Below are 26,469 nucleotides of genomic sequence, written 5' to 3'. Positions count from 1 at the left end.
CCCGAGGCCGTCAGGCGCTCAGGAAGTTCAGCAGGTCTTGCCGGGTGAGCACGGCGACCGGCTTGCCCTCGTCGGTGACGAGCAGGGCACTTGCCGTGCCGAGAGCCGTCCGTGCGGCCGAGACCGGCTCGTTCGCACCGATCAGGCCCAGCGGTTCCCCCGTGAACGCGCCGATGTCGTCGTTCATCTGTGCACGCCCGGTGAAGACGGCATCGAGGAGCGCCGTCTCGTCGATGGCCCCGGCCACCTCTCCGATGACGACCGGCGGCTCCGCAGTGAGCACCGGCAGCTGCGAGACCCCGTACTGGGCCATGATCTGGATGGCGTCCCGCACGGTGTCGCTCGGATGCACGTGCACGAGGTCGGGAAGGTCACGACTCTTGGTGCCGATGATGTCGTGCACCGTCGCCTCGTGCGGGACGTCGCTGAAACCGTAGGACCGCATCCACTTGTCGTTGAAGATCTTGCCCAGATAGCCGCGGCCCCCGTCCGGCAGGATCACCACCACGATGTCGTCGGGGCCGAGGTCGGCGGCGGCGTGCAACGCGGCGACCACCGCCATGCCGCTCGAACCGCCGACGAGGAGGCCCTCCTCGCGGGCGAGACGTCGCGTCATTGCGAACGAATCGGCGTCGGAGACGGGGATGACCACATCCACGACACTCGGATCGTAGGCGGCCGGCCAGAAGTCCTCGCCGACGCCTTCGACAAGGTAGGGGCGGCCCGAGCCGCCGGAGTACACGGAGCCCTCGGGGTCGGCGCCGACGATGCGCACGCGGCCCTCCGACACCTCTTTGAGGTAGCGGCCGACACCGCTGATCGTCCCGCCCGTGCCGACGCCGGCGACGACGTGGGTGACCCGGCCGTCGGTGTCCCGCCAGATCTCCGGGCCCGTCGTCTCATAGTGGCTGAGCGGGCCGTTCGGGTTGGCGTACTGGTTCGGTTTGAAGGCACCGGGGATCTCTGCCGCCAGCCGGTCGGAGACACTGTAATAGGAGTCAGGATGCTCAGGGGGCACCGACGTCGGCGTCACGACGATCTCGGCGCCGTACGCGGTGAGCACGTTCCTCTTGTCTTCGCCCACCTTGTCGGGCAGCACGAAGACGCACCGATACCCGCGCTGCTGCGCCACCAGGGCGAGGCCGACGCCGGTGTTCCCGCTCGTCGGCTCGACGATGGTCCCGCCCGGTTTCAGGAGCCCGTCGCGCTCGGCAGCATCGATGATGCGCGACGCGATCCGGTCCTTCGAAGAACCTCCCGGGTTCAGGTACTCGACTTTGACGAGCACCGTCGCCGCGGTCCCCTCAGCGACTTTGTGGAGCTTGACGAGGGGCGTGTTTCCGACCAGCTCGAGGACGGTCTCCGCATACTTCACCCTCACAACCTAACAGGGGCGGCCGCCGCATCCCATGCCCGTCGCGAGGTCCGGATCGTGTGCCTTCTAGGATGGTGGCCATGCCCGTGTCCGACCTGTCGACCACCGCGCAGGATTACCTCAAAGTGATCTGGGCGGCGACCGAGTGGTCGGCGACCCCCATCACCGTCAAACAGCTGGCGGAACGGATGGGCGTGCGGGCGGCCACCGTCTCGGACGGCATCCGTCGGCTCGCCGAGCAGGGCCTCCTCGTGCACGAGCCGTACGGAAGCATCGAGCTCACCGACGCCGGTCGCGCGAATGCGGTGGCGATGGTGCGACGGCATCGCCTGCTCGAGACGTTCCTCGTCGAGGTGCTCGGCTACGGGTGGGACGAAGTGCACGACGAGGCCGAGGTGCTGGAGCATGCCGTCTCGGACACGCTCATCGACCGCATCGACCGCCGGCTCGGCTACCCCTCACGCGACCCGCACGGTGACCCCATCCCGACGCCCGACGGGACTCCGCACCGGCCGGATGCGCTCCCCCTCGTCGAGGCGCAGGTCGGCGTCGCGCTCGTGGTCACGCGCATCTCGGATGCGGACCCGGCCGTCCTCCGCTACCTCGCCGACCGGGGCATCCACCTGGACACCGTGCTGACCGTGACGGAGCAGCGCGGCTTCGCGGGTGACGCGACCGTCTCCCTGGATGGTTCGGCTGCGGCCGTCGACCTCGGCGAGACCGCCGCTTCCGCCGTCTGGGTGACCCCACGGTCGTAGGCGCTGCCGCGCCTTCGTCTCACGCGCATCCGTCTCCACGCGCATCCCGGCCAGTCTCTCCCGATTGGTCGCCAATGTTTTGGCAACCTATCGACCCGCACGCCAATCTTTTGGCAACCATTCTGAGCGCCCGTCCGACGGCGCTCGTCGGTTGATTGGTTGCCGATCTTTTGGCGACCAATCGCTTGGTTCTCGCACCTTGTGGCAACCAAACGAGGTTCGGCCACGGCCGGATGGCGACGGCCACGGCGGCTATGTGAGGCCGACGATCGTGAGGACGACGAGTGCAGCGTTCAGCACGACAACGAGAGTTGCGATGAGCCAGCCCAGGATGCGCATCCCGCGGCCGTCGGCGCGGTCGCCCATCACCGCTTTGTTCGAGGTCAGCCGGATGAGCGGCACCAGCGCGAACGGGATGCCGAGGCTCAGGAAGACCTGGCTGATCACCAGCGCCCACGTCGGCTCGACGCCCGCCGCGAGGATCGCGATCGCGGGGATGAGAGTGACGACCCGGCGCAGCAGCAGTGGCACGCGCACCGTCAGCAGCCCGGACATGATCGTCGCGCCCGCATAGCTGCCGACGGATGCCGACGCGAACCCGGATGCGAGGAGTCCGATCGCGAACACCGCCCCGATGACGGGACCCAGGGTCGCGGTGATCGCCGCGTGGGCGCCCTCGATGGTGTTCGTTCCGCTCTGGCCGCCGAGGCTGGCGGCCGCGAGCAGGAGCATCGCGATGTTGACCGCACCGGCGACTGCGAGCGCACCGAAAACATCGAGGCGTGTCACGCGCAGCAGCCGGGAGACGACCTTCTCGTCGAGCTGGTGGCCGTGGCGATCGCGTGCGAGGGAGGAGTGGAGGTAGATGGCGTGCGGCATGACAGTGGCACCGAGCATGCTGGCGGCGAGGAGCACGGTCGGTGCGCCGTCGAAGCGCGGGACGAGGCCACCGGCGGCGGCACGCCAGTCGACCGGGCTCACGAATAGACCCGCGAGGAACCCGATCGCGATCACGGCGAGCAGCCCGACGATGACGACCTCGAACGAGCGCTGCCCGCGTCGGGACTGCACGGCGAGGATGCCGATCGCGACGACGCCGACGATCAGCCCGCCGAGTGGCAACGGTACGCCGAACAGCAGGTTGAGTGCGACTGCGCCACCGATGACCTCGGCCAGGTCCGTGGCGGCGGCGACCAGTTCGGCCTGCACCCAGAACGCCCTGCGTGGCCCGGTCGACAGCCGCTGACCGAGCAGTTCGGGGAGGCTGGAGCCGGTGACGATTCCGAGCTTCGCGGACTGGTATTGCACGAAGACGGCGATCGCGTTGGCGGCGACGAGGACCCAGACGAGCAGGTAGCCGTATTCTGCGCCTGCGGTCAGGTTCGCTGCGACGTTACCGGGGTCGACGTAGGCGATCGCCGCGACGAACGCCGGGCCGAGCAGCAGCAGCACGCGGGCGCGCGACCTTCGACGACCGGGCGAACGACGCCCGGTGCGGCCCGCGACGTCGACTGACATGCCGCTCCCCACCACTGGCACCGATGTTAGACCAGCCTAACATCGGTGCTCGCGCATCCGAAGATCGGATCTGCGTCAGTCGAGCACAGCCGACGACGCACCCTCGGTCTGCTCCGCGTACAGGCGCGCGTACACGCCGCCGCGATCCATGAGCTCCCGGTGGGTGCCCCGCTCGACCACCCGGCCGTGGTCGATCACGAAGATCACGTCTGCGGCCACGATCGTCGACAGCCGATGAGCGATCGCGATCGTCGTGCGACCTCTGGACGCCGTGTCGAGCGCAGCCTGCACCACCCGCTCCGAGATCGAGTCGAGCGCGCTGGTGGCCTCGTCGAGGATGAGCACCTCGGGGTTCTTCAGCAGCACCCGGGCGATTGCGATGCGCTGCTTCTCGCCGCCCGACAGGCGGTAGCCGCGTTCGCCGACGATCGTCTCGTAGCCATCGGGGAACCCGGCGATGGTCTCGTGGATGTTCGCCAGCTTCGCCGCCGTCTCGATCTGTTCCTGGGTCGCATCCGGCTTCGCGTACCGGAGATTCTCTGCGATCGTCGCGTGGAATAGATAGGTCTCCTGGCTGACCACGCCGATATGCGAGACGAGCGACTCCTGCTCGAGGTCGCGCAGTTCGGTGTCGCCGAAGACGATCCGGCCGGCGGTCGCGTCGTAGAACCGAGGGATCAGGTAGGACACCGTGGTCTTCCCCGCACCCGAGGGGCCGACGAACGCCGCGAACTCCCCCGGCTCGATGACGAACGAAACGTCGTCGAGCGTCGCGCGCTCGCCGGGTCGCGCATCCGGATACCGGAAGGTCACGTGGTCGAATTCGACCCGGCCGAGGTCATGCGAGGTGTCGACGGGGACAGCGCCCGGCCGGTCGGCGATGGCCGGCTTCAGGTCGAGGTATTCGAAGATGCGCGCGAAGAGCGCCCCTGACGTCTGGAGGTCGAGCGCGACGCGCATGAGGCCGAGGAGCGGGAACAGCAGCCGGGCCTGCACGGTGGTGAAAGCCACGATCGTTCCGGCGCTGATGTCGTTCGCCCCGCCGAGGATGAGCCAGCCGGCGACCAGGTAGACGATGGCCGGGATGCTCGACAGGAAGACGTTGACCATCGCGAAGAACCACTGGCCGCTCATCGACTGGCTGACCTGGAGGCGGATCTGGTTCTGGTTCTCGTCGTCGTACCGGCCGACCTCGGTCGCCTGGCGGTTGAAGCTCTTCGACAGCAGGATGCCGGAGACGCTCAGTGTCTCCTGCGTGATCGCCGTCATGTCGGACAGCGATTCCTGCGTCTTCGTGGCGATGCGGGCCCGGACCTGCCCGACCCGTCGCTGGGCGATCACGAGGATCGGCATGAGTATGACGGCGATGACGGTCAGCTGCCAGTTGAGCAGGAGCATGGCGACGAAGGCGGCGATCACGGTCACGGTGTTGCCGAGAACGCTGGAGACGGTGTTGGTCAGCACGCTCGCAACGCCGCCGACGTCGTTCTGCAGTCGCGACTGGATGATGCCGGTCTTGGTCTTGGTGAAGAAGCTGAGCTCCATCGACTGGAGGTGACTGAACAGGCGCACGCGGAGCGCGCCCATCACCTTGTTGCCGACGGATGCGGTCAGATATGTCTGCCAGACGCCGAGAAGTGCCGACGTGACGAAGACGACGATCATCACGACCACGATCGAGATGAGCACCGGCATGTCGGGCACCCCGCTCTTCGGGAAGAGCCCGTCGTCGAAAGCACGCTGGGTCAGCAGCGGAGGCACCACCGACAGTGCGGCCCCGACCAGCACGAGGATGACGGTCATGACCAACGCGCCCTTGTGGGGGGTGAACAGGCCGCTGATGCGCCGCATCAGGTGCTGGATCTTCGGCGCGGTCGCGTTCAACGCCTTCTGTGCAGCGACGTCTCCGCCGCTCACCCGGCCACCACGTCCGACGGCGGGCCCACGCATTCCACTCACGGATTGAGCCTACGCGCAGCGGGCGACAGTCTTTACTGGGCGAACCACACCGTCCGGTCGGGGGCGAGAGCCCCGTCGACCACCGCATCCGGTTCGCTGGCGAGAAGGATGCGCGCGCCGACGGGCAGCGGGAGGGGTCGCGCCCCGAAGTTCGTCAGCACCCGCACGCCGCGGTTCGCGAACGACAGGTGTGCCGCATCCGCCCCCGTCCACTCGAGCGCACCGCGCCCGAGACCGTGCTCACGGCGCAGCCGGAGTGCCGCGCGGTACAACTCGAGCGTCGAGCCCTCGACGCCCTCCTGCCGGTCGGCGGCGAGCGCGGCGAAGGCGGGAGGCTGCGGCAGCCAGGTCGCGCCGGTCGGGCTGAAGCCGTACGCCGGAGCATCCGCCACCCAGGGGATCGGCACCCTGGCGCCGTCGCGACCGGTCTCGGCGCCGCCCGTACGCGCGAAGCTCGGGTCCTGACGCACGTCGTCGGGGAGCGTCGTGTGCTCCGGGAGACCCAGCTCCTCCCCTTCATAGATGTACGCGGAGCCCGGGAGTGCGAGTACGAAGAGCGTCGCCGCCCGTGCGCGGCTCAGCCCGAGGGCCGCATCCGGCTGCTCTTCATGCGCGCCGATCCCGCGTGGCCAGCTCGTCGCATCCTTGAGTCCGAACCGGGAGGCATGGCGCACGACATCGTGGTTCGACAGGACCCACGTCGTCGTCGCGCCGACCGCGGCGTTGGTGGTCAGCGCCCGATCGATCGACTCCTTCATGCCGACGGGGTCCCAGCCGACCGTCATGAAGTCGAAGTTGAAGGCCTGCTGCATCTCGTCGCTGCGCACGTAGCGGCTCAGTCGTTCGGCGGGTGCGACCCAGGCCTCGGCCACCAGGATGCGGTCGCCCGCGTACTCCGCGAGCACCGCGTTCCAGCCGCGATAGATGTCGTGCACATCGTCCTGGTCCCACATCGGGCCGCGGTTGCCGCCGCCCTCGAGCTCGGCCGACTTGATGTGCCAGTCAGGAAGGCCGGCCTGCTTGACGAGCCCGTGCGCGACATCGATGCGGAACCCGTCGACACCGCGGTCAAGCCAGAACCGCAGGATGTCCTTGAACTCGGCGATCACCTCCGGGTTGCGCCAGTTCAGATCGGGCTGGGCCGGGTCGAACAGGTGGAGATACCACTGGGGAGCCTCGCGGCCATCGTCGACCTGCGTCCAGGCGGAGCCGCCGAACACGGACGTCCAGTTGTTCGGCGCGAGCTCGCCGTGTCTCCCGAGACCGTCGCGGAACAGGTAGCGCTCCCTGGCCGCGCTGCCCGGTTCCGCAGCGACAGCCTCCCGGAACCACGCATGCTCCTTCGAGGTGTGGTTCGGCACGAGGTCGACGATCACCCTGAGGCCCCGGCCGTGCGCATTCGCGAGAAGAGCGTCGAAGTCGGCCAGCGTGCCGAACAACGGGTCGATGTCGCGATAGTCGGCGACGTCGTAACCGGCGTCGGCCTGCGGCGACACATAGAAGGGGGAGAACCAGAGTGCGTCGATGCCCAGCTCGGACAGGTAGCCGAGATGCCCGGCGACGCCGCGGAGGTCGCCGATGCCGTCACCGTCGGAGTCCGCGAACGACCGCGGGTAGATCTGATAGATGACCGCATCCCGCCACCAGTCGGTCGGTTCGGCCACCCCCATCCGGGGAGAGGACGGCGCGTCTGGTTTTTCGGTCACATCGGCTCCAAATCGTGATGCAAGCGCTTACGTAAAACGCTTGCACATCCCCGGGTCACGGTATAGCGTGACGAACCAAGACGCAACCGCGCCTGCACCAAGCAGCTCAACGAGGAGTGAAATGAAAGCAGCACGTCTCTCCGTCATAGCCGGAGTCGCCGTCCTCGGTATCGCACTCGCCGGATGTACCGGCGGGGGGTCATCTGGTGGATCGTCCGGCGGAGACGCCGGCGCAAACCTCACGGGCAAGGGTCCGATCACCTACGTCCAGGGCAAGGACAACAGCAATGTCGTGCGCCCGCTCATCGAGAAATGGAATACAGCACATCCCAGCGAGAAGGTCACGTTCAAGGAGCAGACCGACCAGGCGGACCAGCAGCACGACGACCTCGTGCAGCACTTCCAGGCGAAGGACCCCAATTACGACGTCGTCGATGTCGACGTGGTGTGGACGGCCGAGTTCGCCGCGAAGGGCTGGCTGCAACCCCTGACCGGCAGTTTGAAGATGGACAACTCCGCGGTCCTCGCTCCGACCGTCAAGGCCGGCACGTACAACGGCACCCAATACGCAGCACCACAGACCACGGATGGAGGCATCCTCTACTACCGCAAAGACCTGGTACCCACGCCGCCCGCGACCTGGGACGACATGCTCAAGGACTGCGCGACCGCCAAGGCGCACAACATCGGATGCTACGCCGGCCAGTTCTTCAAGTACGAAGGCCTGACGGTCAATGCGGCTGAGGCGATCAACACCAACGGCGGCACCGTCGTCGGCGACGACGGCAAGACCGTCACGGTCAACAGCCCCGAAGCGAAGGCCGGGCTCACCCGCCTGACCGATGCGTTCAAGAACGGTGACATTCCCAAGGACGCCATCACCTTCCAGGAGGAGCAGGGCCGCATGGCTTTCGAAGCCGGAAAGCTCCTGTTCCTGCGCAACTGGCCGTACGTCTACAACCTGGCCAAGACCGACGGCAGCTCGACGGTCAAGAACACCTTCGGCATCGCACCCCTCCCGGGTGTGAGCGGTCCTGGTGTCTCCAGCCTGGGTGGCCACAACGCCGCGATCAGCGTGTACTCCAAGCACAAGGCGACCGCATTCGAGTTCCTGAAGTTCCTGCAGAGCGAAGAGACCCAGAAGTTCTTCGTGACCCAGGGTTCGCTGGCACCGGTGCTCTCCGCCCTGTACGACGACGCGACGCTGAACACGCAGCTGCCGTACCTGTCCACCCTGAAGACGTCGATCGCGAACGCGGTCCCGCGTCCGGTCTCGCCGTTCTACCCGGCCATCACCACCGCCGTTCAGGACAACACCTACGCCGCCCTGAAGGGTGACAAGACTGTTGACCAGGCGCTGAAGGACATGGCGGCCGCGATTCAGACGGCGACAGCCGGCGGCTGATCCAGGGAACCGGTCGATCCCGGGCGGTGGAGTCTCAACCCTCCACCGCCCGGGTCACCTCCCAACCACTTGCTCCCCCACCTCTAGGAGACACCGATGTCTACCTCGAAAGTCGCCGCTCCACCTGAGACACCCACCAAGAAGCCGGCTCTCCGCGCGGGCGCCAAGAAGGCCAGGGGCCGCGAGGCTCGGTGGGCGATATACCTGATCGCACCGACGTTGGTCATGCTGGCCATCGTCATCGGCTACCCGGTCGTCAGCGCCGTGATCATGTCGTTCCAGAAGGACGCCGGGCTCGACCCGGCGACCGGACTGTTCGTCCAGGGAGGCTTCGCCGGCTTCCAGAACTACACGCACTGGCTGTTCCAGCAGTGCTCAGGTCCCAACGGCACCACCATCTCCTGTCCGCCGGGTAGCCTCGGCTCGCAGTTCTGGGGCGCCGTGTTCGTGACCTTCTTCTTCACGGTCACCACGGTCATCCTCGAGACCATCCTCGGCATCTGGTTCGCGCTGATCATGAACCGCACCTTCCGGGGCCGTGGCCTCGTCCGCGCGGCGATCCTGGTTCCGTGGGCCATCCCCACCGCGGTGACCGCCAAGCTCTGGTTCTTCATCTTCTCGACCGCCGGCATCGCGAACGTGATGCTCAACACTCAGATCCTCTGGACGAGTGACGAGTGGGCCTCCCGCTTCGCGGTGATCATCGCCGACACGTGGAAGACCACGCCGTTCATGGCGCTCCTGATCCTGGCCGGTCTGCAGATCATCCCCGAAGAGGTGTACGAAGCCGCGAAGATGGACGGGGCGACGACCTACCAGAGGTTCATGAAGATCACGCTTCCCCTAGTGAAGCCGGCCCTGCTGGTCGCGATCCTGTTCCGCACGCTCGACGCGCTCCGCATCTACGATCTGCCTCAGATCCTCACCGGTGGCGGTGGTGGCACCGGTAATGCGACGACCACCCTCTCGATCCTGGTCGTGAAACAGATCAGGCAGGGCTTCAACAGTGCTTCAGCCCTGTCGACGATCACGTTCCTCATCATCTTCCTCGTCGCATTCATCTTCGTACGCTTCCTCGGAGCGAACGTCGTGCGAACGACCGAGAACCAGCAGAAGGGTGTGAAAGCAGAATGACTACCGTAGCCAGCCCCTCAACGGCCACCTCGGGCAAAGGCCCCTCGCACACGCTCGACGTCGAGGCGAAGAAGAAGTTCCGCCGGCGCAACCGCAACCAGGGCATCCGCACCAGCGTCAGCGCTCTGATCATCGTGCTCTGGTGCATCATCCCGTTCTACTGGATGATCGTGACCTCGTTCCGCGAGGTCGGGTACACGTTCGAGACGACACCCGGTCCGACGCATTTCACCTGGGACAACTACGCGACTGCGCTGTCCACCAGCGGAGGCAACCACCTCGTCCAGGCGATCATCAACAGCCTCATCATCGGTGTCTGCGTGACGGTCGTCGGCCTCGTAGTCGGTATCTTCGCCTCGTACGCGCTCGCCAGGCTCGACTTCCTCGCCAAGGGGATCGTTCTCGGCATCGTCCTCGGCGCCTCGATGTTCCCGGGCGTCGCCCTCATCACGCCGCTGTTCCAGCTGTTCACGAACATCGGCTGGATCGGAACCTACCAGGCCCTGATCATCCCCGAGATCTCGTTCGTCCTGCCCCTGACGGTCTTCACCCTCACCTCGTTCTTCCGCGAGATGCCGTGGGACCTCGAGGAGTCGGCGAGGATCGACGGGTGCACCCAGGCCCAGGCGTTCCGGAAGATCATCCTTCCGCTGGCCGCGCCGGCCGTCTTCACGACGGCGATCCTCGCGTTCATCTCCTCCTGGAACGAGTTCCTCATCTCGAGCCAACTGTCCAGCGACGCGACGCAACCGGTGACGGTCGCGATCGCGAGCTTCACCGGCAGCCAGCCCCACGAGGAGCCGTACACGACGATCATGGCGGCGGGCACCATCGTGACGATCCCGATCATCATCCTGGTGCTGGTCTTCCAGCGACGGATCGTCGCCGGCCTCACCGCCGGGGGCGTGAAGGGATAACCGATGCGCAGGGATCCGCGCTACTACGTGGATGTGGGCATCGGCCTCGTCGGGTTCTTCGCCTTCGTGTTCCTTATCGTTACGATCGTGAGCGAGCTCACGGGCACCGATGCCCTTGGCTGGGCGTTGACGCTGCTCGTTCTCGTCATCACCCTCGGTCTGCTGTGGCGGGCGCGCATCCGCATGCGCGACGCCGCCCTGCAGGCTCAGGACCGGCCCTCCAAGGGTTCCTGACGACGGAGTGGTGACTCACAGTGGCTGGCATCGACGAGGTCGCGCGAGCGACGGGCGTGTCCACGGCGACGGTGTCACGCGCTCTTCGCGGGCTTCCGAACGTCTCCGACAACACCCGCGCACGCGTGCGGAGGGCAGCGGATGAACTCGGTTACGTCGCGTCGTCGAGCGCGTCGGGCCTCGCCAGCGGTCGCACGCTCGCGATGGGCGTGGTCGTCCCGTCGGTGAGCCGCTGGTTCTACACGTCCGTGCTCGAGGGCGTCGACGCGGAACTGCGCTCGGCCAGCTACGACATGATCCTGTTCAACCTCGGCGGGCATCGCGGCGACCGTGAGCGGGTGTTCCATCGCACGATCCTGCGGAAGCGCACGGATGCGCTGCTCGCGCTGTGCCTGGACTTCACGTCGGACGAGCGCCACCAGCTCGCCTCCACCGGGCACCCCACCATCGTCGTCGGCGGCCCGGTCCGCGGCCTCCGCAGTGTCGGGATCGATGAGCGCGGAACCGCCCGGCGCGCCACCGAGCACCTGATCGCGCTCGGGCACCGGGACATCGCCCATCTCGGCGGCGAGGACGAGGAGGGACTCAACCGTCAGGTTCCGATCGGGAGGATGCACGGATTCCAGGACGCGTTGCGGGATGCGGGGATTCCGGTTCGTCGCGACTGGATCATCCCGGGTGGCTTCTCGCTCCCGGTGAGCCGGGCGTCGATGAACAGCCTGCTCGATCGGCCGGGTCCACGTCCGAGCGCGGTTTTCGCCGGCTCCGACGAGATGGCGATGGGCGCGATCCTCGCCGCGATGGACCACGGACTGCGCGTGCCGGACGACCTGTCGGTGATCGGGATCGACAATCACGACTTCAGCGAGTCGTTCGGACTGACGACGATGGCGCAGGACCCGTTCGAGCAGGGCGCGGCGGCTGCGCGCATCCTGCTGGACGAGCTGAACGGCGGTGAGCCGCGCGCCCGCTCCCTCAAGATGCCCGTGACGCTGATCGAGCGCACGAGCACCGCTCCCCCGCGCTAGAGCCTGCCGAGCACAGGAAAAAGCTGCTCAAACGCGTCGTTTGGGGAGCTTTTTCCTGTGCTCGGTTGTTCGTGCCTCAGTTCGCGGCGGTGAGCGCCTCGGCCTCTTCGAGGAGCGACTCGTCGACGCCGTCGACGCGCTTGAGGTAGCGGTGACCGATCATGATGAGAGCGGTCGCCACGAGGACCGAGATGGCCGCAGCGTAGAACGGAGTCGCGGCGGTGAAGGTCGCGGCCAGGATCGTCGCAGCGGGTGGCGCGATCGCTCCGCCGAGGAACCGCACGCCGGAATAGGCACTGGATGCGACGGCACGGGGCAGATCCGTCGCCTCCATGACGGACTCGGTGAGCACCGTGTTCAGGATGCCCAGCAGCAGGCCGCCGACGATGACGCAGACGATCAGCCCGACCACCGAGTGGATGGCGAGGCCCGCGGCGGCCAGGTCGACGGCGAGGAGCGGCATGATGATCCACAGCACGCGGGTGCGGGGCAGCCATCGGGTGAGCAGCGGAGCGACCCACACGGAGGTGACCGCGAGCGAGACACCCCAGCCGAAGAAGATGAAGCCCAGGCTGATCGCGCTCGAGACGCCGAGCGGCACGAGGGCGAACGGCGTGTAGGCGAGCAGCACGAAGAAGCCGATGTTGTAGAAGAGGGCGGCCGCGGCGAGGAAGCCGAGCGACGGGATCGCGAGCGCCCGGAACGGTGCGGAGACCGGCGTCGGAGTGAGCTTGCCCTCCGGGTCCTTGCGCAGCAGGGTCGCGATCGCGATGAAGCCGATCGCCATGAGCGTCGCGGTGCCGAAGAAGGGTCCGCGCCAGCTCCAGCTGCCGAGGAGGCCGCCGAGCAGTGGCCCGATCGCGATGCCGAGGCCGAGGGCCGCCTCGTAGAGGATGATCGCCGACGAGGTTCCGCCGGACGCTGCGCCGACGATCGTCGCGAGCGCTGTCGAGATGAAGAGCGCGTTGCCGAGTCCCCAGCCGGCGCGGAATCCGATGATCGATTCGACGTTCTGGGAGAGGCCGGCAGCGAGCGCGAAGACGACGATCAGCGCGAGTCCGATCAGGAGGGTGCGCTTGGCGCCGATGCGGCTGGACAGCCAGCTCGTGAAGAACATGGCCACGCCGGTGATGAGGAGATAGCTGGTGAACAGCATCTCCGTCTGCGTCGGGCTGGCCTGGAGGCTGTGCGCGATCGCGGGCAGGATCGGGTCGACGAGGCCGATGCCCATGAATGCGATCACGGAGGCGAACGCCACGGCCCAGACGGCGGTGGGCTGGGAGAGGATGCTTGCGGGTTTGTCGTGTGTCATGTGTTTAGTTCGTGTTCCCTCGTAGTGCGGCGGAAGCGGCATCCGTCAGTTCGACGCGTGAGCCGATGATCTCGACAGCGTGCCGCAGTGAATCGACCTCGTCGTCGGAGAGGTCGGCGAACATCGGCAGGAGAGCCTTCGACATCTGGTCGCGCCAGTCCTCGAGCGCCCCCGCGCCCTTCGCAGTGATGGCGATCTGCCAGGCCCGCGCATCGTCGCTGTCGGCAATGCGCTTGACCCATTCGGTCTCGACCAGGTTGCGGACGATCTTGGTCATCGTCGGCTGGGAGACGCGGCTGTGCGAGGCGAGTTCGCCGAGACGCAGGGGGCCACTCGAGGTGAGCACGCTCAGCGTGCGCCAGATGGCCGGCGACTCCGTGCTGCCCGTGACGCGCGCGGCGAGACGGGCGAGGCGATGACTGGTGACGACGAGGTCGACGAGGATTCTCTGGAGTTCCGCGTCGGTCGTCATGGTGAGTGTGGCCTTCTGTGTGGCTGGGATGTTCAGTGCAGTGTCCATGGGTACCTTCTCATTATATATAGCTCAACTATCTAATTCAAGAGCCAAGCTATATAACACGTTCGCATCGATCATTATGCCCGGATTCAATTGCAAGCGTTTTCATGCGTATGTACCCTGTGCTTAGATGTCTTATATGCATCAGCCGGCTACACGACCACGCATTGCACCGTCATCTCGCGGTGCGGGGCAGAGACGACGGCTCGGCCTCACGGCCGGCGTTCTGGTGACCGCGTTCATCGTGCTGAGCGGGGCCACCACCGCAGCCGCGGCGGGCTGGGCGGCCGTCGCCTCCGTGAACGCGAACCTCGGCGGCGGCGATGACGGGACATTTCTCGGCAACGACGGAAAGACATACTCCGGGGCCGGGCAGATGATCGTCGTCATCGATGGAGCGTTCGACACGTCTCATCCGATGCTCGCCGGCCGGGTGGTCGAAGAAGCGTGCTTCGGTCTCGGGGAGGTCGTGGGAGTCGACCCCCGGGACCGACATCTCTGCGGGTCGTCAGCAAAGACGACACCCGGCATTCCTTATGTGCGAACGATCGGTCCCGGCACGTCGCAGTACAGCAGGGAGTGCGTGGCCGGTCCCGGTCAGACCTGCCATGAGACTCACGGCACGGTGACCGCATCGATCGCAGCAGGGACCCCGCGCACAGTGAGCAACGGCCAGGTGGCGGTCACAGCCGCCGGCGTAGCGCAGAAGGCGCAACTGGCCCTGTTGAAAGTCGGGAACCGCAACGGTTGGGCCTATGAGGGCGTGGTCGCAGCACTGGACTACACACTCACCGTGCTGGCGAAGAAGTACCACGTCGCCGCTGTCAACATCTCTGCGTCGAACACACTGGTTCACGACGGCGAGGAGTGTCCGACGGCAGAAGGCAAGGGGTTTGCCGAGCCCGCTGCACAACTGCGTGCGGCCGGCATCGCTGTGGTCGTCGCCGCCGGCAATGACGGCGCCACGGATGCGATCGGGTCGTGGGCATGCGCAGACGAGACCATCGCAGTGGGCGCGACCAGTGTCACGGATAAGAGCGCGCTGACCGACTACTCGAATGCATCGGCCCGGGTCGACCTCCTCGCCCCTGTCGGAGCGGGCGGCGCGCTCGACAACCCTGATGCCATCTGGGGTGGCTGGATGACCCCGAACGGCCTCCCGACGACGGGACCGCTGCACGGAACCTCGTTCGCTGCACCACAGGTCGCGGGAGCGTTCGCAGTCCTCCGGTCTCGATATCCCGACGCATCCGTCGATCAGCTGCTGGGGCGGCTTCGCCGTACCGGAGTACTGGTGGCCGATACTCGCGCGGGCAATCACGCCACCGTCGCGCCGCGCATCCGGCTTGGCGATGCGCTCAACGACCGCGGAGCGCGCCCTGCTCACGACTGGGACGGCGACGCGCATCCCGAATGGCTGATACTCGCCGCCGACAAGAACACCGTCGCGATGTATCCCACGAAGAGCGGCGTGATCGACCTTTCGGCCGGGCGGTACCTCTCACCCGGTTGGAGAGACCGCAGCAAAACTGTCGCCGTTCACGATTTCGGCATGATGGGCACCAACGGCCTGATCGGCGTTCGGGGACGGGACATCTTCTACAGCCAGTTCGACGACCGGACGAACACGCTCGATGGCCCGACGGTGATCGCCGAAGACGCGGCGACCGACGTGGTCGCCCTCGCTTATGCACGCGGCATCCCCGGCACCATTGCCGCGATCCTGGCCCAGACCACAGATGGATCGATCATCATCCGGGCGAAGACGGAGCAAGGCACGACACTCGGCGAGGCCGGCACTCTGATGGGCGCGAAGGACGCCGCAGGCATGCGCCTCGTCGGGGTCGCTGACCTGAACAGCGACGGACGGCCCGACCTGGTTTTGCGGCATCCCGGCACGGGTCGCCCCTGGGCGTGGTGGGGCACCGGATCGCCTGTCAGCCCGTTCGCTTCGGCCGGCCAGGAACTGACCTCGATGTCCTACTGGAGTTCGAAGGACCAGGTCTTCGTGCTCGACGGCTTCACTGACGGCAAACCTGTGATCGGATACCGGGTTCCGAACGGCAACACTGTCGGATTCCGACTCGACGCGGCCGGTCGCGTCATCGACACCAGCGACTTCAGGATGTCCTCCCCGTACGTCACGGGCGTCGAGTTCTTCGCAGCTTCCACGAGATAACCACAACGAAAGGCAATTCGAATGTCCAGACCCTACAGCCGTGTCCTGCTCACCGCAGGCCTGATCGCGCTCAGCATCGGTGGCGTGACGAGCGCCGGCGCGCTGTCCGCACAGGCCGCCCCGAACAGCGCCACGTCGGTCGACGGTCTTGTCGACGCATCTGCGAGCGGAAATGCGGCAGCGTCGACCGCCGGCAATGGTTCCGATGCCGCCGCAGCCGCCGCCGCTGTCGACGACGGCGCGAGCACCGCGAACGAGAGTCCCGTCGGCGCTCAGGACTCGGCGGCCACTGAGGGCGCAGAGCCCACAGAGAAGGAATGCGCCGCGCTCCTCGAAAATTTCGAGGTCTACGATCTGACCGAAACAGGGTTCAAGCTCCGGTGGACGCTCCCCGACAACCACCCGGAGTACGTCGACTACTACCTGGATGGACTCGGCCAATACGTGCGGACCGTAGGCGATTTCCCGTTCACCGAGGCGATCGGCGAAAACATCAAGCCCGGCACTCACTACGCGGTTGGCGTCATGTACAGCTGCTCCGACGGCAGTTTCACCGGGACCCCGATGTTGAAGTTCGTCACTCCGGGTGTCTACGTGCCCGGCTTCGATTGGGGCGGCGCTGAGGCAGCGGCGACGATGAACTCGTCCAGCAACGCCGGCGCAGAAGCGGCCGCGAATGCAACGGCCTCTTCGAGCGGGTCGGCGTCCGCGGAAGGTTCGGAAAACGCGATTGCCAATGCAGCGATCGAAGGCTCGGCGGGTGCCGGTGTCAGCGCGGCCGCCGAGGCCACGGCGAACGCCAGCGCCGCTTCGTCGGGCGTCGACACTCCCATCGATGTGCCGGCTTCGGACCACACCAGCAACATGGTCGCGAATGCGGCCGTCGCCCGCGATGAGCGCGCCGTGACCGATGCCGCGCAGTTCCAGGCGAAGGCGCTGGCGAACACTGGCCAGGCGGACGGAGGCCTCCAGGTGGTGAGCGTCGGACTGGTCGTCGCAGGCCTGATCGCACTCCTCGGCAGTCTCGCGTATCAGCTCAGGCACCGCCGGGCCTGACCGGATCGGCGGCCGCGATAGATCGTGGAACGCGGCCCCCACGACTCGTGCCCCCTCCCGCAACAGCGGTCGGGGGCACGAGTGCGTTCGGCAGCGCCATCGCTGGCGAACCGAAGGGTTCGGGTCTACCGCAGGATCGGCCCATGCTGGGGCGTACTGCGGTACAGATCCGGCGGGTGCGCGGCGTGCGCGACACCCGAACCCCGGGACAACGCGGCATGGAAGACCTGCCGCACATGCGTGGCGAAAGATCGCCACCTACTCGTGGTATTCATCGTGGTACTTTCCGGTAGCGATTGCTGGGCGAACGCACGCTGAAGACGCGTGCGTGGGTGCCGGGCATCCGCGACCTCGCGCGTCGAACGGGCGGATGCTCGTTAAACGCACGAAGGCGCCGCCCCGTTGCGGGGGCGACGCCCTCGAAACGCGGGATGCTCGGTGAGGAGAATCCGCGTTGCAAGCGTCTGGCGGCTCGAGACGAGCGCCGGTCAGCCAGTGGAAAGTGCCCCGATGCCGGGGCGCAGACTACTTGAGGTTGACGGTGGCGCCAGCTTCTTCGAGCTGAGCCTTTGCCTTCTCTGCGGTCTCCTTGTTGACGCCCTCGAGCACGTTGCTCGGAGCGCCGTCAACGAGTGCCTTCGCCTCACCCAGGCCGAGGCTGGTGAGTGCGCGCACCTCCTTGATGACCTGGATCTTCTTCTCACCTGCAGCCTCGAGGACGACGTCGAAGGAATCCTTCTCCTCGACCTCTTCAACGGGGGCTGCGGCGCCGGCGCCGGCGGCTGCGACAGCAACCGGAGCAGCGGCGGTGACCTCGAAGGTCTCTTCAAACTTCTTCACGAACTCGCTCAGCTCAATGAGCGTGAGCTCCTTGAACGCGTCGAGCAGTTCGTCAGTCGACAGCTTTGCCATGATTTTCTCCTTAGTTTTCTTAGTTACTCACCGCGGTTGCACGCATCCGTAGAAACGGATGACTAGCTCGCGGACTCCTGCTTCTCACGCAGCGCGTCGACCGTGCGAACGGCCTTCGACAGCGGTGCGTTGAACAGATATGCGGCTCCGAACAGCGAGGCCTTGAAGGCGCCGGCCAGCTTGGCCAGCAGTACCTCACGGGACTCGAGGTCGGCGAGCTTGCCTACCTCTTCTGCGGTCAGCGGGTTACCGTCGAAGTAACCGCCCTTGACCACGAGGAGAGGGTTTGCCTTGGCGAAGTCGCGCAGGGATTTCGCGACGGCGACGGGGTCACCGGTCACGAAAGCGATAGCGGACGGACCAACGAGCTCCTCGTCGAACGACGAGATGCCTGCGTTGTTGGCCGCGATCTTGGTCAGCGTGTTCTTCACCACGGCGTACGTTGCGTGCTCACTGATGGATGTGCGCAGCGTCTTGAGCTGAGCAACGGTGAGCCCGCGGTACTCGGTCAGCAGAACGGCGGTCGAGCTCTCGAAAAGTTCCGTGAGCTCGGCAACCGCGGCTTCCTTGTTCGCCATGGCCTACTCCTAAATGTTTACGTCGCACACCGCGGAGGCGGTGTGCGCCTCGAACACCGGATGCTCGTGCTCACAAAGAAAAAAGCTCCGGCGCAGAGGCACGGAGCTGGAAACACTGCCTGTGTCGAAACACGGTAGCGAAATCATCTTCATACACCTGCGCGGGCCCTCACCTGGGTGAGCCTTCGATCGGGTGCGATTGCTCGCACGCCGATAACCGGCGGTCTTTGGCTTCGTACAGGTTACGGGACGCGCGGACTCGGATGCAAATCCGCGCGCCCCGTGAACATCGTCAGGTCAGCGACTCAGCGCTTCAGTGACCGCTCGGCGCGCAGTGGTAGCCCGATCGCGCGATGTCCACTTTCACATCGACGTATCTCGGGCGGTAGTTGTCCACATTCTTGTAGACGTCGGCCGTGTCGAAACTGTTCACGTTGTAGGTGATCAGCAGCCGGCCGTCTGAGCCGAGTTCGGGGTGCGCTTTCGCGTTGTAGGTGAACACATTGCCCGAGGTCTCGGGCGTGGTGTAGAGCACCGTCTTGTTCGTGAATGGACCCTCCAGCGAATCGCTGCGGTACATGACGATCTTCGTGCTCAGTGGCTCGGTGGCATCACTCGTCACCAGCGTGTACTTGCCCTCGAACCGGCTCACGCTGAACTCGTTCGCGACCCCGTCCATGATCCGCTTCGACGCGGCTTCGTCACCGCTCCAGCCCGCATCGCCGAGGAACTGCCAGGCGCCGGTCGTCAGCTTTCCGGCCTTCACGCGCGCGAGGTGGAGGTACTTCGTCGCACCCAGGTCTTCCACGCCGTAGATGTAGGTGTAGCCGTGATCCTCGTAGATCGCGGATCCCCATTCCACCGTGCCGGCGGGCCGGTCCGTGATGCCCTCGAGACGCATGCTCGGCAGCGAGAAGGATGCGACGGCCGTGTGGTCGAATGCGAAGTCCCACTGCCCGGTACCGGTCTTGGCGAATTCGAGGAGGGTCACGCGCAGGTGCGATCCTTCGACTGTGCCGTCGCCGAACCAGAACCACTTCTGGTTCTCGTCGCCGCCGGGGACGGCCACGAGGGATGCAGGCGCAGCGGCCGTGCCACCGGTGTAGGTCGAGAGCTTGCCGTGGTCGGCGACGATGATCGAATTGTGGATGAACGGCGCGTCCTGGGGCCGCGAGTGGTCGGCGTTCACGGCACCGAGGAAGGTGTCCGAGTAGAGCCAGGCCGTCTTGCCGCCGGGGAGGGCGACGCTGTAGGCAGAATCCGCTCCGGTCCAGCGCCCGGCCGTGTCACCGTAGTGACCGAAGAGCTGGGTCAGCGGAGCGTCGACCGATGCCGTGGTGGTGATCGTCTCGGCCGGAGCTGCGCTCGCCGTGACGGCGGTCGGCGCGTGGCTGACAGCGCAGTCGCCGGCGAGGGCAGCGGAGGGCACCGCCGCGCCGACGAGAGCGACCCCGAGCGCGGCGGCGACCACGCCACCCAGGCGGGTACGACTCTGTAACCTCATGGATTCTCCATTCATATCATTTCTGGTATCGTTACCAAAACGCCGACGATACCATCGTCACGGCCCCGAGTACAGCAATCCGCGCAGATCGAGGGGCCGGGTAGTAGGTTGATGTCGATCACCAGCGACGAAACTCAGCCCGAGGAGCGACCATGGATTCAGCCGCTCAGGCCGGCCCGATGCGGCAGCCGACGGTCAAAGAGGTCGCAAAGCTCGCCGGGGTCAGCCCGATGACCGTCTCCCGCACTCTCGCAGGCGGCAAGAACGTGCGTCCCGAAGTGCAGGACCGCGTGCTCGAGGCCGTCAACGAACTCGGCTACTACCGCAACGAGAACGCCCGGAGCATCCGCCCCGGGCAGGCGAGCGGGCTGGTCGGAGTCGCGATCACCAACCTCGGCAACCCCTACTACGGCAACTTCGCCCTCGGCGTCGAGGAGGTCGCAGCCCAGTACGGCCGGCGGATCGTCCTCGGCAACACGGGTGAGGACACGGGCCGCGAACGACAGCTGATCGCCGACTTCATCGGTCGCCAGGTCGAAGGACTCATCGTCGTCCCATCGGGCGACTACGCCGCACACCTGCAGCCGGCGAGCCTCCGCGGCACTCCCCTCGTGCTCGCTTCCCGGAGCGTGAACGGCGTCTCGGCGGATGCGGTGGTGCTCGACGACGTCGGCGGCGCGTATCGCGGCACGAAGACCCTGCTGGATGCCGGTCATCGCAGGATCGCCTACCTCGGAAACGTGACCAGCGTCTTCACCGGGCAACGCCGGTACGACGGCTACGTCCGCGCGCTCGAGGAGGCCGGTGTCGAGGTGGACCCCGAGCTCGTCCGCCGGGGCCAGCAGGATGTCGAGACGGCCTCGATCGCGATGCGTGAGCTCCTCGACCTCGCCGACCCTCCGACCGCCGTGTTCAGCGCGAACAACCGCAACACGATCGGCGCGCTCAAGGAGATCGGGGCACGCCTCAATTCCCGTTCTAAGAAGCAGTCCGCCGCCCTACCGGCGATCGTCAGCTTCGACGACTTCGAGCTGGCGGAGATGATGCCGGTCCCCGTGACGGTGGTGGACCACGATGCCCGCGAGCTCGGTCGGGAGACGGCCCGCCTGCTCTTCTCACGACTGGTCGGCGACAAGGAGCTCGGTCCCGCCCGCGAGATCGAGATGCCCACCCATGTGCGGGTCGTCCGCGCCTGACTCGCGCGAAGTCCGATTGGATTAGTGCTCGATGGTGCGCTATGGTAACGATACCAAGCACCACACCGAGCATCTCGTCCGCCGTTCGAAAGGAGAAATCATGCCGACACTGTGCATCGATTTCGGCGGGACCGAGATCAAGCTCGGCATCCTCGACGGGCCGCGCATCCTCGCGACGACCACGCGCCCGAACGCGGGCACCGATGCCGACCTCGACCGGGTGCGCGAGGCGCTCGACGAGCTGACCCTTTCCGCCGGCCGCAGCGACTTCAGCGCCGTCGGTATCGCGCTCCCCGGCGTCGTCGACCGCGAGGGCGGCACCCTCGTCGCCGCACACGACAAGTACGACTACGCCCACGGCCGCGACCTGCGCGAGTGGGCTCTGCAGGCCTTCGGAGTGCCGGCGGTCGTCGAGAACGACGCGCGCGCGGCCCTGGTCGGCGAAGCCACCTACGGCGTGGCCGCAGGAGCACGCGACGCCGTGCTCGTCACGCTCGGCACGGGCATCGGCACCGCCGCGCTCATCGACGGACAACTCCTGCGCGGCGTCCACGACCACGCCGGGATCCTCGGCGGACACGTGACGGTCGACCTCGACGGCCCGCTCTGCAACTGCGGCAATGTGGGATGCGCGGAGGCGGTTGCGAGCACCTGGGCCCTCCAGCGCGACGTCGCCTCCGATCCGCACCTGGCCGCATCCCCCCTCGGCGAACGCGCCGCACGGGGCCCCATCGGCCTCCGGGATCTGGTCGAGACCCGCGACACACCCGAGGTGCGTCCCCTCTTCGACCGGTACCTGCGCGCCTGGGGCGCCGCGATCGTCACCCTCTGCCACGCCTACGACCCCGACATCGTCGTCGTCTCCGGCGGCGTCATGCGCTCCGCCGACGTCATCCTCCCGTCGCTGGAGGAGTACGTGGATGCGCACCTCTGGTCGTCATCGCACCGCCCCGCCTTCGCAACTCCCTCCGCCCCCGAATTCTCGGTCCTGCTCGGCCTCTCGGCACTCGCAGGGCACGCCGGCGAACGCGCCGCCACCCACCGAAAGGACGCTTCGTGACGCTCGCCGATCACCACACGCACTCGCACACGACCTACGACAAACAGCCGTCGGTCGCGCTGCCGCCGGGCAGTGTCATCCGGTCCGGCGCCGAGGCCTGGAGCCAGCTCGACGCGGCCGCCCGCGCCGCTGCCGCAGACCGCCGCCCGGTCATCGCGATCGACACGTATCCCGGAGTCGACCTTCCGGCCCTGATCGCCGAACTGGGTTCGAGCCTGCCCGACTACGCCGTGATCGACGTGGAGGAGGCCGCCGCCAGGCCGATCGAGGAGATCGACGCACTCATCGGCCGCAACCTGACCGACGACCGCGTGTTCGGCGTCATGGGCCACTTCACGCTCGACGAGTTCTATGACGCCGGGAAGCTCGCCTCCCTCGCTGCGGCCGTCGCCGACACCGCTCGCCCGGTCATCCTCATCGGCTGGGGAGCGGCCCTGACGCCGGTGACGCCGGACGTGCTGGTGCTCGCCGACCTGGCCCGCTGGGAGATCCAGCTGCGCCAGCGGCGTGGGGCGACGAACTGGCGCACCGACAACGCGGACGACGACAATCTCCGCAAATACAAGCGCGGCTTCTTCGTCGAATGGCGCGTCGCCGACCGTCACAAGCGCGACCTCTTCGACCGGATCGACTTCCTGCTCGACACGAACACGAGCATCCGCGACGCCGGGCTCATCACGGGCGAGGCGTTCCGCACCGCCCTGGCGAATGCGTCGGCGGCGCCGCTGCGCGTCGTGCCGTTCTTCGACCCGGGGGTCTGGGGTGGCCAGTGGATGAAGGACCGCCTCGACCTCGACCGCACGGCCAAGAACTACGCCTGGTGCTTCGACTGCGTGCCGGAGGAGAACTCGCTGCTGCTCGAGGCCGACGGCCGTGTCGTGGAGATCCCCGCGATGGACCTCGTGCTCAGCCGGCCACGCGAGCTGCTCGGCGAGAAGACGTTCGCGCGCTTCGGGGCCGAGTTCCCCATCCGGTTCGACTTCCTCGACACGATGGGCGGCGGCAATCTGTCGCTCCAGGTGCATCCGCTGACCGACTACATCCAGAACACGTTCGGCATGCATTACACGCAGGACGAGTCCTATTACCTGCTCGACGCGGACGAGGATGCGGTCGTCTACCTCGGCCTGAAGATGGGCATCGACCCGGCCGCGATGATCGCGGACCTCCAGGCGGCGACGGATGGGGAGCATCCGTTCGATGCGGAGAAGTACGTCAACCGCATCCCGGCCCGCAAACACGACCACTTCGCCATCCCGGCCGGCACCGTGCACGCCTCCGGCGCCAACTCGATGGTGCTCGAGATCTCGGCGACGCCGTTCATCTTCACCTTCAAGCTGTGGGACTGGGGGCGAGTGGGGATCGACGGCATCCCGCGCCCGATCCACGTCGACCACGGCGCCAGGAACATCCAGTGGGACCGGGACACCGCCTGGGTCGAGAGCAACCTGCTCGGCCAGGTCGAGGTCGTCGCCGAGCGCGAGGGCGTGCGCGAGGAGCGCACCGGCCTGCACGAACTCGAGTTCATCGAGGTCCGGCGCCACTGGTTCACAGACGACGTCCACCACGACACCGAGGGCACGGTCAACGTGCTCAACCTCGTGGAGGGCGACGAAGTGGAGATCGCGAGCCCGACGGGGGCTTTCGCCCCCTATCGCATCCACTACGCAGAGACCTTCATCGTGCCGGCCGCAGTCGGGCCGTACATCATCCGCCGCACGGCGGAGTCGCAGAGCGAACGCTTCGCGACGGTGAAGGCATACGTCCGCGGCACCCGCGAACGAGACAACTGAGAAAACACACAGCAGCACCGCCCCGCCTTGCAGGTCGAATGCATTCCTGCTAACTTTGCCTGTGGCGTTGGTAACGATACCAATAGTGTCGGGAAAACAACGTACTATGGCCGAGGCCAAAAACCGGGGCGCACCACCGTTGTGCCGGGAAAAACAACACTCTGCACACGAACAAGGGAGTTCAACTTTGAATAAGAAACGCATGATCGGGATGGTCGCTCCTCTCCTCGCGGCCAGCCTCCTCCTCGCCGGCTGCGCCGGCGGCGGAGCGAGCAACGCTACGACCGGAACGCTGAAGTTCTACACGGACAAGGCAGCCTGGAAGCCGCAGTTCCAGTCGCTCAACGCGACGTCGCAGAAGGACGAGAAGATCAGCCTGAACACCACGGGCTACTCGGACGAGAACCAGTACCAGGCGTTCGTCAAGCAGTCGTTCCGCACCCAGCAGAGCCCCGGCCTGTTCACCTGGTCGACCGGCGACTCGCTCAAGCAGCTCGTCGACCAGAAGCTCGTCGCCGACACCTCCGACATCTGGTCGCAGGCCGTCGCCTCGGGCAACGTCAGCAAGGACCTCGAGAAGTACTACACGTTCAACGGCAAGCAGTACTGCGTCCCGATGAACATCGCCTACTGGGTCATGTACTACAACAAGAAGATCTTCGACAAGTACGGCATCGACAAGCCGACCAGCTGGGACGAGCTGATGGCCGACGCCGCGAAGCTCAAGTCCAACGGTGTCACGCCGTTCTACCAGACCAGCCAGCTCTTCACCTTCCCGTGGTTCGAGACCCTGGTGGCCGGCACGGACCCGTCGCTCTACAAGGGCCTCGGCGACGGCTCGGTCAAGTACACCGACCCGCGCATCGTGAAGATCATGAACACCTGGAAGGACCAGGAGAAGAAGGGCTGGTTCAGCGACGCTGGAAGCAAGACCGACCCCGCGCAGATGCTGAAGCAGGGTGACGCGGCGATGATCAACTTCGGCACGTTCTTCGGGGCATCGCTCGACGGTGTCGGCATGAAGGCCGGCTCGGACTACGACTACTTCATCATTCCTGCTGTCGACTCGAGCCTGGGCAAGACCCCGGTACCCGTCGAGACCGGCCCGCTCTGTGTCGCGAACAGCTCCAAGCAGAAGGACCTCGGCCTCGCCTACTCGAAGTGGTGGATGACGGCCGGCGCGCAGTCCGCGTGGGGCAACGCACGTGGCGACGTACCGTTCAACCCGAAGGCCACCGTCAAGGACGCCGGGCTGAAGACACTCGGCACCGAGATCGCCGGTGACAAGTACCAGCTCGTCACGCGCTACTTCGAAGCGGCGCCCACCCCCATCCTGAACGTCGCGCTCGAAGAGTTCGGCGCCTTCTCCGCCAACCCCGGTGACCCGATGCCGTACCTGACCAAGATCCAGGCCGCGGCTGACACATACTGGGCAACCCAGAAATAGAACGTGACCGCACGTAAAGAGCAATACCGCTGGGCCGCCCGGGGCTTCGTCGCCCCGGGCGCCCTCCTGGTGGCCGTCCTCCTCTACCTCCCGCTGCTGTGGACCCTGTTCCTCAGCTTCACCGACTACAACGGCCTCGGCGACCCGAAATGGGTAGGGCTGGCGAACTACGCCACCATGTTCCACGATCCCGACTTCGTCGGATCTCTGTTCAACACCCTCCTCTGGGTCGTCGGAACGCTCATCGTCCCCGTCGGGCTCGGTCTGCTCCTCGCGCTTGCGACCTACAACATGAAGGGCGGCGTCTGGCTCAGGCTTCCGTTCCTCATCCCCTACGCGATCTCCGGAATCGGCGTCGGCCTCATCTGGTCGTTCGTGCTCCAGGACGGAGGCGCGCTCGACCAGGCCCTCAACTTCTTCGGGATCATGGACACCCCGCGCTGGCTCCTCGACGCCCCGCTCAACACGATCGTGATGATCGTCGCGGCGGCGTGGCAGGGTGTCGGCGTGAACGCCCTGCTCTTCACGATCGGCCTCCAGTCCATCCCCAAGGAGCCGCTGGAAGCCGCCCGTGTCGACGGCGCGCGCGGGTTCCGGATGTTCTCCAGCATGCTCTGGCCGATGCTCCGCCCGCTCACCACAGTGGTGATCGGACTCTCGATCGTCGCCAGCCTCAAGACCTTCGACATCGTCCTCGGAATGACCAAGGGCGGACCGGGGCGCGTCTCCGAGACGCTCGCCCTCACCATGTACAACGACACCTTCGTCAACAGCCAGTACGGCCTCGGGTCGGCGATCGCGGTGTTCCTCACCGTCGTCACGCTCCTTGCCTCCGTGCTGTATCTGCGCCAGCAGTTGTCGCGGAAGAACCAGTTCTAGGA

General features: G+C 66.4%; 22 protein-coding genes. 13 read left to right on the top strand and 9 right to left on the bottom strand.

Translation table 11 applies throughout. The features are described 5' to 3' along the window. Positions 1-10: 10 nt before the first annotated feature. Positions 11-1,375, bottom strand: coding sequence for a cystathionine beta-synthase (locus AAYO93_RS03665; RefSeq protein ID WP_345763661.1), 1,365 nt, complete (start codon positions 1,373-1,375; stop codon positions 11-13). Between the two features lie 80 nt (positions 1,376-1,455). Here AAYO93_RS03665 and AAYO93_RS03660 point away from each other — a divergent pair, with 80 nt between their 5' ends. Next, positions 1,456-2,133: a metal-dependent transcriptional regulator gene (locus AAYO93_RS03660; protein WP_345763660.1), complete on the top strand. Its 678-nt coding sequence runs from the start codon at positions 1,456-1,458 to the stop codon at positions 2,131-2,133. 252 nt (positions 2,134-2,385) lie between these two features. Here the strand turns inward: AAYO93_RS03660 and AAYO93_RS03655 are convergent, their stop codons facing one another. The 3 genes from AAYO93_RS03655 to AAYO93_RS03645 all read right to left on the bottom strand — a co-directional run bounded on the left by AAYO93_RS03655 (position 2,386) and on the right by AAYO93_RS03645 (position 7,280). Next, positions 2,386-3,651 carry an Nramp family divalent metal transporter gene (locus AAYO93_RS03655; protein WP_345763659.1) on the bottom strand — a complete coding sequence of 422 codons (1,266 nt, stop codon included), beginning with the start codon at positions 3,649-3,651 and terminating at the stop codon, positions 2,386-2,388. Positions 3,652-3,726: 75 nt separating this feature from the next. Next, positions 3,727-5,601, bottom strand: coding sequence for an ABC transporter ATP-binding protein (locus AAYO93_RS03650; RefSeq protein ID WP_345764957.1), 1,875 nt, complete (start codon positions 5,599-5,601; stop codon positions 3,727-3,729). 41 nt (positions 5,602-5,642) lie between these two features. Next, positions 5,643-7,280, bottom strand: a complete 1,638-nt coding sequence (locus tag AAYO93_RS03645) for a glycoside hydrolase family 13 protein (protein WP_345764956.1) — start codon at positions 7,278-7,280, stop codon at positions 5,643-5,645. Positions 7,281-7,437: 157 nt separating this feature from the next. Between AAYO93_RS03645 and AAYO93_RS03640 the strand changes: the two genes are divergently transcribed. The 5 genes from AAYO93_RS03640 (at position 7,438) to AAYO93_RS03620 (ending at position 12,034) form a co-directional block, all read left to right on the top strand. Further along, positions 7,438-8,721 carry an ABC transporter substrate-binding protein gene (locus tag AAYO93_RS03640; protein WP_345763658.1) on the top strand — a complete coding sequence of 428 codons (1,284 nt, stop codon included), beginning with the start codon at positions 7,438-7,440 and terminating at the stop codon, positions 8,719-8,721. A gap of 96 nt (positions 8,722-8,817) precedes the next feature. Then, entirely contained in the window at positions 8,818-9,855 is a 1,038-nt protein-coding gene (locus AAYO93_RS03635) for a carbohydrate ABC transporter permease (protein WP_345763657.1), read from the top strand. Further along, entirely contained in the window at positions 9,852-10,772 is a 921-nt protein-coding gene (locus AAYO93_RS03630) for a carbohydrate ABC transporter permease (protein ID WP_345763656.1), read from the top strand. Before AAYO93_RS03635 ends, AAYO93_RS03630 begins: the two co-directional genes overlap by 4 nt. A 3-nt stretch (positions 10,773-10,775) precedes the next feature. Then, the gene (locus AAYO93_RS03625) at positions 10,776-11,006 is read left to right on the top strand and encodes a hypothetical protein (protein WP_345763655.1); all 231 of its coding nucleotides are present in this window, start codon (positions 10,776-10,778) and stop codon (positions 11,004-11,006) included. Positions 11,007-11,026: 20 nt separating this feature from the next. Then, positions 11,027-12,034, top strand: a complete 1,008-nt coding sequence (locus AAYO93_RS03620) for a LacI family DNA-binding transcriptional regulator (RefSeq protein WP_345763654.1) — start codon at positions 11,027-11,029, stop codon at positions 12,032-12,034. 76 nt (positions 12,035-12,110) lie between these two features. Here AAYO93_RS03620 and AAYO93_RS03615 read toward each other — a convergent pair whose 3' ends face one another. Both AAYO93_RS03615 and AAYO93_RS03610 read right to left on the bottom strand, forming a co-directional pair. After that, on the bottom strand, positions 12,111-13,346 hold the full coding sequence (locus AAYO93_RS03615; protein WP_345763653.1) for an MFS transporter: 1,236 nt from the start codon (positions 13,344-13,346) through the stop codon (positions 12,111-12,113). 4 nt (positions 13,347-13,350) lie between these two features. Continuing rightward, entirely contained in the window at positions 13,351-13,866 is a 516-nt protein-coding gene (locus AAYO93_RS03610) for a MarR family winged helix-turn-helix transcriptional regulator (protein WP_345763652.1), read from the bottom strand. A gap of 226 nt (positions 13,867-14,092) precedes the next feature. Between AAYO93_RS03610 and AAYO93_RS03605 the strand changes: the two genes are divergently transcribed. Together AAYO93_RS03605 and AAYO93_RS03600 are read left to right on the top strand one after the other, a co-directional pair. After that, positions 14,093-16,042, top strand: coding sequence for a S8/S53 family peptidase (locus AAYO93_RS03605; RefSeq protein ID WP_345763651.1), 1,950 nt, complete (start codon positions 14,093-14,095; stop codon positions 16,040-16,042). 21 nt (positions 16,043-16,063) lie between these two features. Further along, positions 16,064-17,098 carry a fibronectin type III domain-containing protein gene (locus AAYO93_RS03600; RefSeq protein ID WP_345763650.1) on the top strand — a complete coding sequence of 345 codons (1,035 nt, stop codon included), beginning with the start codon at positions 16,064-16,066 and terminating at the stop codon, positions 17,096-17,098. Between the two features lie 525 nt (positions 17,099-17,623). On the opposite strand, the gene rplL is transcribed toward AAYO93_RS03600, so the two are convergent. The 3 genes from rplL to AAYO93_RS03585 form a co-directional block, all read right to left on the bottom strand. Further along, a complete protein-coding gene (rplL, locus tag AAYO93_RS03595; RefSeq protein ID WP_345763649.1) occupies positions 17,624-18,010 on the bottom strand; it encodes a 50S ribosomal protein L7/L12 in 387 nt (128 codons plus the stop codon). A 62-nt stretch (positions 18,011-18,072) separates the two neighbouring features. Continuing rightward, complete coding sequence (gene rplJ, locus AAYO93_RS03590; protein ID WP_345763648.1) at positions 18,073-18,588, bottom strand: 50S ribosomal protein L10; 516 nt, start codon at positions 18,586-18,588, stop codon at positions 18,073-18,075. A gap of 313 nt (positions 18,589-18,901) precedes the next feature. Continuing rightward, on the bottom strand, positions 18,902-20,092 hold the full coding sequence (locus tag AAYO93_RS03585; protein WP_345763647.1) for a DUF4185 domain-containing protein: 1,191 nt from the start codon (positions 20,090-20,092) through the stop codon (positions 18,902-18,904). A 152-nt stretch (positions 20,093-20,244) separates the two neighbouring features. On the opposite strand from AAYO93_RS03585, the gene AAYO93_RS03580 reads away from it, so the two are divergent. The 5 genes from AAYO93_RS03580 to AAYO93_RS03560 all read left to right on the top strand — a co-directional run bounded on the left by AAYO93_RS03580 (position 20,245) and on the right by AAYO93_RS03560 (position 26,467). Continuing rightward, on the top strand, positions 20,245-21,288 hold the full coding sequence (locus AAYO93_RS03580; protein ID WP_345763646.1) for a LacI family DNA-binding transcriptional regulator: 1,044 nt from the start codon (positions 20,245-20,247) through the stop codon (positions 21,286-21,288). Positions 21,289-21,388: 100 nt separating this feature from the next. Then, positions 21,389-22,348 (top strand): ROK family protein, encoded by a 960-nt coding sequence (locus tag AAYO93_RS03575; RefSeq protein WP_345763645.1) that lies wholly within the window; start codon positions 21,389-21,391, stop codon positions 22,346-22,348. Then, positions 22,345-24,141: a class I mannose-6-phosphate isomerase gene (locus AAYO93_RS03570; protein ID WP_345763644.1), complete on the top strand. Its 1,797-nt coding sequence runs from the start codon at positions 22,345-22,347 to the stop codon at positions 24,139-24,141. Before AAYO93_RS03575 ends, AAYO93_RS03570 begins: the two co-directional genes overlap by 4 nt. A 187-nt stretch (positions 24,142-24,328) precedes the next feature. Further along, positions 24,329-25,588, top strand: a complete 1,260-nt coding sequence (locus AAYO93_RS03565) for an ABC transporter substrate-binding protein (RefSeq protein WP_345763643.1) — start codon at positions 24,329-24,331, stop codon at positions 25,586-25,588. 3 nt (positions 25,589-25,591) lie between these two features. After that, positions 25,592-26,467: a carbohydrate ABC transporter permease gene (locus AAYO93_RS03560; RefSeq protein ID WP_345763642.1), complete on the top strand. Its 876-nt coding sequence runs from the start codon at positions 25,592-25,594 to the stop codon at positions 26,465-26,467. Positions 26,468-26,469 lie beyond the last annotated feature (2 nt).

The sequence above is a fragment of the Diaminobutyricibacter sp. McL0608 genome (assembly GCF_039613825.1).
In the GTDB taxonomy this organism is placed as follows: Bacteria; Actinomycetota; Actinomycetes; order Actinomycetales; family Microbacteriaceae; genus Diaminobutyricibacter.
This window is presented reverse-complemented; position numbering and strand designations above follow the sequence as displayed.